Raw genomic sequence first — 9,767 nt, forward strand, 5'->3', positions numbered from 1 at the left:
GCCCCTCGCGCCGTGGCGAGAGTTAGGGGTGGGTGCCCGCGCGGGTCAAGCGCGGGGCCGGAGCGCGCGGCGCGCGGCGTATCCGAGGATCGCCCAGAGGAGCGCCGCGATCGTCCGCACGGGGAAGAAGGTCGGCCCGTCGTGGCTGACGGGGGCCGGCCACGGGATGCCGACCGCGCCGATCGCCCAGGAGGCCAGCACCGAGACGGCGAGCGCGATGATCGCCGCGATGAAGACCTTGCCGAACTGGCTCGCGGTCCAGCCGAGATAGAGCGCCAGCAGAACGAGGATCGGGTCGAGCCCGGCCCAGATCCAGACGGTCCAGGGATAATAGGGGACGCTCATGCCCACCAGGGCTTCGGCAGGCTGACCCGGCCGGCCGCGTCCTCGATCACTTGGCTCGCGGCGAACAGCGTCTCCTCGTCGAAGGGGCGGCCGATCAGCTGCAGGCCGAGCGGCAGCCCTTGCGCGTCGAGCCCCGCCGGCACCGAGATGCCGGGGAGCCCCGCCATGTTCACCGTCACGGTGAAGACGTCGTTGAGGTACATCTCGACCGGGTCGGCCGAAGCCTTCTCGCCCACGCCGAAGGCGGCGGACGGGGTCGCGGGGGTGAGGATCGCGTCGACGCCGGCCGCGTAGGCTTGCTCGAAGTCGCGCTTGATCAGGGTGCGGATCTTCTGGGCGCGCACGTAGTAGGCGTCGTAGTAGCCCGCCGACAGCACGTAGGTGCCGATCATGATGCGGCGCTTCACCTCGCGGCCGAAGCCCGCCGCGCGGGTCTTCTCGTACAGGCCCACGATGTCGCTCGCCGGCACGCGCAGGCCGTAGCGCACGCCGTCGTAGCGGGCGAGGTTCGAGGAGGCCTCGGCAGGCGCCACGATGTAGTAGGCCGGCAGCGCGTACTGCGTGTGCGGCAGCGAGATCTCCCGGATGGTGGCGCCGGCCTCCTTCAGCCACGCCGCGCCCTGGTCCCAGAGCCGCTGGATTTCCGCCGGCATGCCATCGACCCGGTATTCACGGGGAATGCCGATGGTCAGGCCCTTCACGCCGCGCGAGACCGCCGCCTCGAAATCCGGCACGGGCAGGTCGGCGCAGGTGGTGTCGCGCGCGTCCGAGCCGGACATGGAGCCCAAGAGGATCGCGCAGTCGCGCACCGTGCGGGCGATCGGGCCGGCCTGGTCGAGCGAGGAGGCGAAGGCCACCGTGCCCCAGCGCGAGCAGCGGCCGTAGGTCGGCTTGATGCCGACGGTGCCCGTGAAGGCCGCGGGCTGGCGGATCGAGCCGCCCGTATCGGTCGCGGTGGCCCCGAGGCAGAGATGCGCGGCGACCGCCGCCGCCGAGCCGCCCGAGGAGCCGCCCGGCACGATGGCCGCCTCCGAGCCGTTGCGGCGCCAGGGCGAGATCACGGTGCCGTAGGCGCTAGTCTCGTTCGAGGAGCCCATGGCGAACTCGTCGAGGTTGAGCTTGCCCAGCATCACCGCGCCGTCGCGCCAGAGGTTGGCCGAGACGGCCGACTCGTAGTGCGGGGTGAAGGTCTCCAGGATCTTCGAGCCCGCGGTGGTCCGGGTGCCCTCGGTGCAGAACAGGTCCTTGATGCCGAGCGGCAGGCCTTCGAGCGGGCGGGCCTCGCCGGCCGCGATCCTCGCGTCGGAGGCGTCGGCCATCCCGAGGGCCCGCTCGGGCGTCTCCAAGATGTAGGCGTTGAGGGGCCGCGCCCGCTCGACCGCCGCGACATGGGCCTGGGTCAGTTCGCGGGCTGAGAAGCGCTTGGCCTTCAGGCCGTCGCGCGCCTCGGCGAGGGAGAGTTCGTTGAGTTCGCTCACGGGATCCGTCCTCACGTCCGCCCTGCGGCGGCGGGGCCTGCCCGGCGTCGCGGCCGGGCGCTCAAGCATGGGGGCGCGGTCCGCCCTACTCGACCACCTTCGGGACGAGGAAGTAGTTGTCCTCGGTCTCGGGGGCGTTGGCGACGACGTCCGCGGCGCGCTCGCCGTCCGTGACCACGTCGGCCCGCTTCTTCATCGCCATCGGGGTGACCGAGGTCATCGGCTCGACGCCCGAGACGTCCACCGTGCCGAGTTGCTCGACGAACGCCAGGATCGCGTTGAGCTCGCCCTGCAGCGGCGCGACCTCCTCGTCCGAGACCGCGATGCGCGCCAGATGCGCGATGCGCCTGACCGTCTGTGCGTCGACCGACATGCCTACCCGTTCCGTGCCCGCGGGCTCCCGCGAAAAGTCCGCCGGGCTATAGCATCGGGCTTCGCGGCGCCGCAACGCGGCCAGGCGGCAGCCGAGCGCGAGCCGCCCTCGTTCCGGGTTCGCCCGCGGCGCCCCGGACGTGCGGAGCGGACGCGTCAGGGCCGGTCCGGACCTGACCGGCCGTCGCTCAGGTCACCACATGGTTGGGCGTGGTGCTGACATCGACGACGACGCCGCGCTTCACCGGGTTGAAGTGCGCCTGGCCCAGGCCGAAGACGAGGATCTCGAAGGCGAGCAGCAGCATCAGCCGGTGCTTGCGCGGGAGCGTGCCCGGCGGGAGCGTGCCCGGACTGCGGCGGGCGGGGCGGGACGAGGTCGCGACGAGGGTCAAGCGCGGGGCCTCCGGAAGCGTTAACGAGACGTTAACGTACCTATGCCGGAACCGTGCCAGCCTGCGCCACGTCGAACTGCGCGCAGGGTTAACGGCTGTGGACGGACCGGGGATGGAGGATCGGATGTGGGCTGAGGTCTTCGCGGAGCTGCGCCAGGGTTGTCCGTCGGACGAGGCCGAGATCGCGCGGGCGGAGCGTGAGCTCGGCTTCTCGCTGCCCGAATCCTACCGGAGCTTCTGCCGGGCGTGCGGGGCCGGGCTCGCGGGCGGCCGCGTGCGGGTGGCCACGCCCCTGCCCTACCTGGCCGCCGACCTCGTCGTGCGCGCCGAGCTGATCGCCCACAGCATCCAGGCGGCGATCGGCCTGCTCGATACGCCGCCCGCCCTCGCGGTCGAGGGCGACGATCCGGGCGTGCTCGACCGGGCCTGCTTCTTCGGCGAGACCGACGACGGCCACTTCCTGTTCTGGGACGTCGCGGGCGAGCCCGAATACGACATCTGGCTTCTGGCGCCCGACCTCGAGACGGTGCGCTTCGGGGGCGAGAGCCTGGATGCCCTGTTCCGGCGCCTGCAGGGCGCGGGCGTGCGCACCGTCCTCGGCGAGGCGGCCGAGCCCCTGCCCGCCGTGTTCGAGGGGATCGAGGCGGCGGTGCTGGCGCGCGGGGCCGAAGCCTCGTAAGGCCGGCACATGGTCAGCCCGGATACCCGCCAGGACGCTCGAACCGACGACATCGCCGCCTTCGCCGAGGCGTCCCGCGGCGGCGCGCGCCTGATCGGCGTCGATCTCGGCACGAAGACGATCGGGCTCGCCCTCTCCGACGTGCAGCGCCGCATCGCCTCGCCGCTGGAGACGATCCGCCGGGTGAAGTTCACGCCGGATGCCGGGCGTCTGCGCGACCTCTGCCTGAAGCACGCGGTCGGCGGCCTCGTCTTCGGCCTTCCGCTCAACATGGACGGCTCGGAGGGGCCGCGGGTGCAATCGACCCGGGCCTTCGTGCGCAACCTGAAACCGATCCTCGACCTGCCGGTCCTGTTCCACGACGAGCGCCTCTCGACCGCGGTCGTCACGCGCGCGCTGATCGAGGCCGACGCCTCACGGGCCAAGCGCGCGCAGCTCGTGGACAAGCTCGCCGCCGCCTACATCCTGCAGGGCGCCCTCGACATGATGCAGGCGCGGGAGCCGGACGCGGGCGACCGGTTCCCGGTCTTCTCCTAGCGGGCGAGGCGGCGCGGGGCCCGAGCTGATCGCCCGGACGCCGCCTCACTCCCGTGCGGCGGAGCGCTCCCGGCGGCCTTCATCCTCGCCGAACGCCGTCCTGCGCCACTGGGGCGGGCAGATCATCCGGCCCTCGTAGCCGTCGAAACCGCCGCTGTAGGTGAAGCGGTTCAGGGCGGCGTAGCGCGCCCGCTCCGGCGCGGTATCGGTGCGGAAGCCCGCGCTGTAGGGCGTCCGTCCCCGGCGCTGCATCCCGGGCCCCTCGCCCGAGCACGGCTTCGACATCCCGGCCCTCCTCACGCACGACGCTCTTCTCCGGGATCAATATCCGATCGCGCGGCCGCGTTGCATCCTAGCGCCTGTTCGATCGGTTTCGAAGACCGCGCGTTCTCCCGTCATGCCGGTCCGGCACGCGATCCCGCCGGCAAGCCGCGCAGGATTGCCGGTGCCGAGCCGCCCGTCGACCGCGCGATCCCCTGCCTCGTGTGGACCCATTGCCCGCGCGTCAGCCTTCACCGGATCAGGGAGACCGTCCCGCTGCCGTGGCGCTCGATGCGGCCGTCGAGTTCCAGTTCGAGGAGCAGCGTCTGGACCATGCGCACGCCGAGGCCGGTGGCGCGGGCGAGCGCGTCGGTTCCGACCGGGCTCGGGCTCAGGGCGCCGACCAGCCGGGCGCGGGGATCGGCCGTCTCCTCCGGTTCGGGCGCCTCCAAGCGGGGGGCCGGCACCGGCACGGTGATCCCGTCGAGATCGATCTCGTCCCAGAAGACCGGCTGGTCGGCGAGGTCGGGGGCGTCCCGGGCCTCCGGCACGCTGCCGCCGACGAGCGGCGCGAGCACGGCGAGGACGTGATCGACCTCGGCCACCAGGGTCGCGCCCTGGCGGATCAGGTCGTTGGTGCCCTCCGCCCGCGGGTCGAGCGGCGAGCCCGGCACCGCGAAGACTTCCCGGCCCTGCTCCAGGGCGAAGCGGGCGGTGATCAGCGAGCCGGAGCGGCGCGCGGCCTCGATCACGACGGTGCCGTAGGCGAGACCCGAGATGATGCGGTTGCGCCGGGGGAAGTCGCGGCCCCGCGGCTCCCAGCCCATCGGCATCTCGGCGACGACGGTCCCACCCGCGCCGACGATCTCGTCCACCAGCCCGGCATGGTTGGCCGGGTAGATCCGGTCGTGCCCGCCGGCCAGCACCGCCACCGCGCCGGTGCCGAGCGACGCCCGATGGGCGCGGGCGTCGATGCCGCGGGCGAGCCCCGAGACGACGCTCAGCCCGGCCTCGCCGAGTCCGCGGGCGAGCCGCTCGGTGAAGGCGCCACCGAGCGCCGAGGCGTTGCGCGAGCCGACGATCGCGACGGCCGGCGCGGCGAGCGCGTCGGCACGGCCCCGGATCGCGAGGAGCGGCGGAGCACTGTCGGTGACCTGAAGGAGCCGCGGGTACTCCGCCTCGCCGGTGGCGGCGAGCCGGGCTCCCAGACGGGCGGCGGCCGCGATCTCCTCCTCGGCCTGCGTCCGCGAGGGCGGCGTCACGGGTCGGCCCTGGCGCCGGGTGAGCGCGGGCAGCGCGTCGAGGGCGCCGGCCGCGCCGCCGTATCGGTTGACCAGGGTGCGGAAGGTGCGCGGGCCGACGCCCTCGGTGCGGATCAGCCGGAGCCAGTCGATGCGCTGGGCGTCTGTGAGCTGCATGGAGCGAGTTCCGGACCACAATCCTAGGAACCCTATCATGGCGCTTGGTGCGCGTTCAGCCCTTCTGCCCGATCCGTCCCTCGGTGCCGTCGAGCAGCCGCCGGATGTTGGGGGCGTGCTTCCACCAGAGCAGCAGGCCGAGCAGGCCGAAGAGCAGCGCCTCCGCGGGGCGGCCGAGCGCCCAGAGCACGAGCGGCGTCGTCGCCGAGGCCGCCAGCGCCGCGAGCGACGAGTAGCGGAGTGCGAAGGCGAGGCCGAGCCAGATGGCCGCGAAGGCGAGCAGCGCCAGCGGGCTGAAGGCCAGCAGCACGCCGATGAAGGTCGCCACGCCCTTGCCGCCCCGGAAGCCGAGCCAGACCGGGAAGAGATGGCCGAGGAACGCCCCGAGCCCGGCGGCCAGCGCCGCGGCCTCGCCGAACCGCGCCGCGACCAGCACCGCGGCGGTGCCTTTCAGCGCGTCGCCGAGCAGCGTCGCGGCGGCGAGCCCCTTGCGGCCGGTGCGCAGGACGTTGGTCGCGCCGATATTGCCCGAGCCGATCGCCCGCACGTCGCCGAGCCCGGCGAACTTGGTCAGGATCAGCCCGAACGGGATCGAGCCCAGCGCGTAGCCGAGCACGAGGCAGGCGGCGACCGCCGGGGTCGCGAGGTCGAGGTTCGCGATCACGCCGCCACCGCGATCTCGGGGAGGCGATGCACGACGCGCCCGCCGACCAAGGTCAGCGCGGCCGCGCCCTGCAGGCGGGCCTCGTCGAAGGGCGAGTTCTTCGAGCGGGATTTGAGCTGCCGCTTGTCGAGGACGTAGGGCAGGTCGGGGTCGATCAGCACGAGGTCGGCCGGGGCCCCGGCAGTGAGGCGCCCCGCCTCGCGCCCGAGGATCTTCGCCGGCGCCGCGGTCAGGGCCTGGATCAGGCGCGGCAGGCCGATGTCACCGGTGTGGACGAGGCGCATCGCGGCACCGAGCAGCGTCTCGATGCCGAGCGCGCCGTCGGCGGCCTCCGCGAAGGGCAGGCGCTTGGTCTCCACGTCCTGCGGGTTGTGGTCCGAGACCACGGCGTCGATCACGCCCTCCTTGAGGGCCTCCACAACGGCCTGCCGGTCGCTCTCGTGCCGCAGCGGCGGCGCGAGCCGGCAGAAGGTGCGGTAATGCCCGATGTCGTTCTCGTTGAGCACGAGGTTGTTCACCGAGACGCCGCAGGTGACGGGCAGCCCGGCCTCCTTGGCCCGCCGCACGATCTCGACCGAGTCGGCGCAGGAGATCATCGCCGCGTGGTAGCGGGCGCCGGTGAGGCGCACGAGGCGGATGTCGCGCTCCAGCATCACGGTCTCGGCCTCGCGCGGGATGCCCGCGAGCCCGAGCCGCGAGGCGAACTCGCCCTCGTTCATCACGCCCTCGCCGACGAGGTCGGGCTCCTCGACGTGCTGCATGATCAGCGCGCCGAAATCGCGGGCGTAGGTGAGCGCCCGCCGCATCACCTGGGCGTTCGTCACCGCCTTGAGCCCGTCCGTGAATGCGACGGCGCCGGCCTCCTGCAGCAGGCCGAACTCGGTCATCTCGCGCCCCGCGAGGCCTTTCGTGACGGCGGCTGCCGGCAGGACGGTGACGCAGGCCGTGTCGCGGGCGCGGCGCAGCACGAAATCGACGATGGCCGGCCCGTCGATCACCGGGTTGGTGTCGGGCATGCAGACCAGCGTCGTGACGCCGCCGGCCGCGGCCGCCGCGCTCGCCGAGGCCAGGGTCTCGCGGTGCTCCGCGCCCGGCTCGCCCACGAAGGCGCGCATGTCGATGAGGCCGGGCGCCAGCACGTTGCCGCCGCAGTCGATCCGTTCCGCGCCCTCCGGCGCCCCGGGTGCGGCGCCGTGCGCGATGTCGGCGATGCGGCCCTCGCGGACGAGGACGGAGCCGGGCGTCTCCTGGCCGGTGGCCGGGTCGAGGAGGCGGGCGTTGGAGAGCAGGAGCGGACGGAGGGACATCGGCATCATCCGTTCGGCAGGTGGCTCGCGAGCGCTTCGAGCACCGCCATGCGCACGGCGACGCCCATCTCGACCTGCTCGCGGATCAGCGACTGCGCGCCGTCGGCGATGTCGGAGGCGATCTCGACGCCGCGGTTCATCGGTCCGGGATGCATCACCAGCGCGTCGGGCCGGGCCAGCGCCAGCTTGTCGCCGTCGAGGCCGTAATAGCGGAAATACTCCTTCACGGAGGGCACGAAGGAGCCGTTCATGCGCTCGCGCTGCAGGCGCAGCATCATGACGATGTCGCAGTCCCTGAGCCCCTCGCGCATGTCGGTGAACACCTCGACGCCGAAGCGCGCGATGCCGGAGGGCAGCAGCGAGGTCGGGCCGATCACCCGCACCCGGGCGCCGAGCGCCTGCAGGCTGATGATGTTCGAGCGGGCGACGCGGGAATGCAGGACGTCGCCGCAGATCGCGACTTGGAGCCCCTCGATCCGGCCCTTGTTGCGGCGGATGGTCAGCGCGTCGAGGAGCGCCTGGGTCGGATGCTCGTGGGCGCCATCGCCCGCGTTCACCACCGAGCAATCGACCTTGCGGGCGAGCAGATGCACGGCGCCCGCCGACTGGTGGCGCACCACGATGATGTCGGGTCGCATCGCGTTCAGGGTCGCGGCGGTGTCGATCAGCGTCTCGCCCTTCTTCACCGAGGAGGAGGCGACCGACATGTTCATCACGTCGGCGCCGAGCCGCTTGCCGGCGAGCTCGAACGAGGATTGCGTTCGCGTCGAGGGCTCGAAGAACAGGTTGATCTGCGTGCGGCCCCGCAGGACGTTGCGCTTCTTCTCGACCTGCCGGGAGACGTCGACGGCGGCGTCCGCCCGGTCGAGCAGGCCCTCGATCTCGGGGCGCGTCAGCCCCTCGATGCCGAGGAGATGGCGGTGGGGGAAGCTCGGGGGCGCGACTTGGGTCATGTCGGGGGCCGGTGATAGGTCGCCGCGCCGGACCGGGCAAGGGCGACGCGGGCAGTCCCGGGCCTTCCGCACGGCTTCCCGCCCAGCGTTTCGGTCCTCGCCTTGCCGCGCCCGCCCGGCGACCCACTTCGCCGGGGCCGACCGCATCAGGCGCGCCCCGAGGATCCCCATGATCGACCAGACCCTTCGCGACGCGCTCCTCGCGGTGAGCCCGGCGAGCCTCGCGCGTGCTCTCGCCCGGCGCGGCGTTCGGGCTCACGCTTTCTCGGGGTTGGAGGTGCGCGCCTCGACCCCGGTCGCCGGGCCGGCCCACACCCTGCGGCTGATCCCGGCCCGGGACGAGGCGGCGGGCGACCTCGCCTCCGCGATCGGTCGGGTGCCGGAGGGCGCCGTGCTGGTGATCGATGCCGCGGGCGGCGGCGGCCCCCTGCCCTTTGGCCCGATCCTGGCCGCCGGGCTGGCGCGGGCTGGGGTCGCGGGACTCGTCACCGATGCGGGCGTGCCCGACGACCTTGCCCTGCCTGCCTGGGGACGGGACCTCGGCCGGAACCCGGGATCCGTCGGCCTTGCGCTGGCGGGGGCGGGCGATGCGATCGCCTGCGCGGGCGCGGCGGTGCATCCGGGCGACATCGTGGTGGCCGGGCCGGACGGGGCCGTGGTCGTGCCGGCCGCCATCGCCGAGGCGGTGGCGCTCGAGGCGGTCGAGCAGCAGCGGCTCGATCTCTGGCTTCTCAGGGAGGCCGAGCGGGGCGCCGGCCTCGCCGCCCTGCTGCCGCCGGACGCGGAGACCCGCGCCCGCTTCGAGGCCGAGACGAAGACGGTTTGAGCGGGCGATGTTCTTTCCCGCCTCGAAGCTCGGCTTCTTCCTCTTCACCCCGTCGAACTTCCTGATCCTCTGCGTGCTGGCGGGCGCCGCGCTCTTCGGCCTCGGCTGGCGCGGGACAGGGGGCTCCCTCGTCGTCCTTGCCGGGATCGGGCTGGCGCTCGGCGGGCTCTCGCCGCTCCCCGCCCTCGCGATGCTGCCGCTGGAGGAACGCTTCCCGCGCTTCGAGGACGACGGGGAGCCCGTCACCGGCATCGTCGTGCTCGGCGGCGGGATCGAGACGCGCATCGCCACCGCGCGCGGCCAGTTCGTGGGCAACGACGCGGACGAGCGCCAGACCTACATGGCGGCGCTCGCCCGGCGCTACCCGCAGGCGCGCCTCGTCTTCTCGGGCGGCGGCGCCAACCTGCGGGCCGGCGTCGACAGCGAGGCCGACATCATCAGCCGCTACGCCGACACGCTCGGCCTGCCGCGCTCGCGGCTGATCCTGGAAGGCCGCTCGCGCAACACCCACGAGACTGTCTCTTATACACATCTC

Annotated in this window: 13 protein-coding genes; 4 read left to right on the plus strand and 9 right to left on the minus strand. The window is 73.2% G+C overall.

What is annotated here, in order from left to right; all coding sequences use genetic code 11:
- Positions 1-45: 45 nt before the first annotated feature.
- From AX737_RS22035 to AX737_RS22050, 4 genes are all read right to left on the minus strand, one after another.
- Positions 46-345 (minus strand): hypothetical protein, encoded by a 300-nt coding sequence (locus tag AX737_RS22035; protein WP_066924961.1) that lies wholly within the window; start codon positions 343-345, stop codon positions 46-48.
- Complete coding sequence (gatA, locus tag AX737_RS22040; protein ID WP_197430684.1) at positions 342-1,823, minus strand: Asp-tRNA(Asn)/Glu-tRNA(Gln) amidotransferase subunit GatA; 1,482 nt, start codon at positions 1,821-1,823, stop codon at positions 342-344. The genes AX737_RS22035 and gatA overlap by 4 nt, the downstream gene beginning before the upstream one ends.
- An 85-nt stretch (positions 1,824-1,908) precedes the next feature.
- On the minus strand, positions 1,909-2,196 hold the full coding sequence (gene gatC / locus AX737_RS22045; protein WP_066924941.1) for an Asp-tRNA(Asn)/Glu-tRNA(Gln) amidotransferase subunit GatC: 288 nt from the start codon (positions 2,194-2,196) through the stop codon (positions 1,909-1,911).
- A gap of 187 nt (positions 2,197-2,383) precedes the next feature.
- Positions 2,384-2,587, minus strand: a complete 204-nt coding sequence (locus AX737_RS22050) for a hypothetical protein (RefSeq protein ID WP_066924943.1) — start codon at positions 2,585-2,587, stop codon at positions 2,384-2,386.
- Positions 2,588-2,711: 124 nt separating this feature from the next.
- On the opposite strand from AX737_RS22050, the gene AX737_RS22055 reads away from it, so the two are divergent.
- A complete protein-coding gene (locus AX737_RS22055; protein WP_066924945.1) occupies positions 2,712-3,266 on the plus strand; it encodes an SMI1/KNR4 family protein in 555 nt (184 codons plus the stop codon).
- A gap of 9 nt (positions 3,267-3,275) precedes the next feature.
- Positions 3,276-3,803, plus strand: a complete 528-nt coding sequence (ruvX, locus tag AX737_RS22060) for a Holliday junction resolvase RuvX (protein WP_066924946.1) — start codon at positions 3,276-3,278, stop codon at positions 3,801-3,803.
- A gap of 45 nt (positions 3,804-3,848) precedes the next feature.
- Here the strand turns inward: ruvX and AX737_RS22065 are convergent, their stop codons facing one another.
- From AX737_RS22065 to AX737_RS22085, 5 genes are all read right to left on the minus strand, one after another.
- Positions 3,849-4,088: a hypothetical protein gene (locus AX737_RS22065; RefSeq protein WP_066924948.1), complete on the minus strand. Its 240-nt coding sequence runs from the start codon at positions 4,086-4,088 to the stop codon at positions 3,849-3,851.
- 227 nt (positions 4,089-4,315) lie between these two features.
- The gene (gene dprA, locus AX737_RS22070; protein WP_066924950.1) at positions 4,316-5,482 is read right to left on the minus strand and encodes a DNA-processing protein DprA; all 1,167 of its coding nucleotides are present in this window, start codon (positions 5,480-5,482) and stop codon (positions 4,316-4,318) included.
- Between the two features lie 55 nt (positions 5,483-5,537).
- Entirely contained in the window at positions 5,538-6,143 is a 606-nt protein-coding gene (plsY, locus tag AX737_RS22075) for a glycerol-3-phosphate 1-O-acyltransferase PlsY (RefSeq protein WP_156453889.1), read from the minus strand.
- On the minus strand, positions 6,143-7,453 hold the full coding sequence (locus tag AX737_RS22080) for a dihydroorotase (RefSeq protein WP_066924962.1): 1,311 nt from the start codon (positions 7,451-7,453) through the stop codon (positions 6,143-6,145). Before AX737_RS22080 ends, plsY begins: the two co-directional genes overlap by 1 nt.
- A 5-nt stretch (positions 7,454-7,458) precedes the next feature.
- The gene (locus tag AX737_RS22085; RefSeq protein WP_066924954.1) at positions 7,459-8,406 is read right to left on the minus strand and encodes an aspartate carbamoyltransferase catalytic subunit; all 948 of its coding nucleotides are present in this window, start codon (positions 8,404-8,406) and stop codon (positions 7,459-7,461) included.
- A gap of 169 nt (positions 8,407-8,575) precedes the next feature.
- On the opposite strand from AX737_RS22085, the gene AX737_RS22090 reads away from it, so the two are divergent.
- Both AX737_RS22090 and AX737_RS22095 read left to right on the plus strand, forming a co-directional pair.
- Positions 8,576-9,232, plus strand: a complete 657-nt coding sequence (locus AX737_RS22090) for a dimethylmenaquinone methyltransferase (RefSeq protein ID WP_066924957.1) — start codon at positions 8,576-8,578, stop codon at positions 9,230-9,232.
- Positions 9,233-9,239: 7 nt separating this feature from the next.
- On the plus strand, positions 9,240-9,767 hold a 528-nt coding region (locus AX737_RS22095), incomplete at its 3' end, for an ElyC/SanA/YdcF family protein (RefSeq protein ID WP_197430685.1).

The sequence above is a fragment of the Methylobacterium sp. CCH5-D2 genome, from assembly GCF_001556475.1.
Classification (GTDB): Bacteria; Pseudomonadota; Alphaproteobacteria; order Rhizobiales; family Beijerinckiaceae; genus Methylobacterium; species Methylobacterium hispanicum.

What these genes read in the sequence shown, in the direction of transcription:
- AX737_RS22080 (WP_066924962.1), bottom strand. Translation starts at nt 7,453, where the DNA reads ATGTCCCTCCGTCCGCTCCTGCTCTCCAACGCCCGCCTCCTCGACCCG.
- AX737_RS22055 (WP_066924945.1), top strand. Translation starts at nt 2,712, where the DNA reads ATGTGGGCTGAGGTCTTCGCGGAGCTGCGCCAGGGTTGTCCGTCGGAC.
- gatC (WP_066924941.1), bottom strand. Translation starts at nt 2,196, where the DNA reads ATGTCGGTCGACGCACAGACGGTCAGGCGCATCGCGCATCTGGCGCGC.
- AX737_RS22090 (WP_066924957.1), top strand. Translation starts at nt 8,576, where the DNA reads ATGATCGACCAGACCCTTCGCGACGCGCTCCTCGCGGTGAGCCCGGCG.
- dprA (WP_066924950.1), bottom strand. Translation starts at nt 5,482, where the DNA reads ATGCAGCTCACAGACGCCCAGCGCATCGACTGGCTCCGGCTGATCCGC.
- ruvX (WP_066924946.1), top strand. Translation starts at nt 3,276, where the DNA reads ATGGTCAGCCCGGATACCCGCCAGGACGCTCGAACCGACGACATCGCC.
- AX737_RS22065 (WP_066924948.1), bottom strand. Translation starts at nt 4,088, where the DNA reads ATGTCGAAGCCGTGCTCGGGCGAGGGGCCCGGGATGCAGCGCCGGGGA.
- AX737_RS22035 (WP_066924961.1), bottom strand. Translation starts at nt 345, where the DNA reads ATGAGCGTCCCCTATTATCCCTGGACCGTCTGGATCTGGGCCGGGCTC.
- AX737_RS22085 (WP_066924954.1), bottom strand. Translation starts at nt 8,406, where the DNA reads ATGACCCAAGTCGCGCCCCCGAGCTTCCCCCACCGCCATCTCCTCGGC.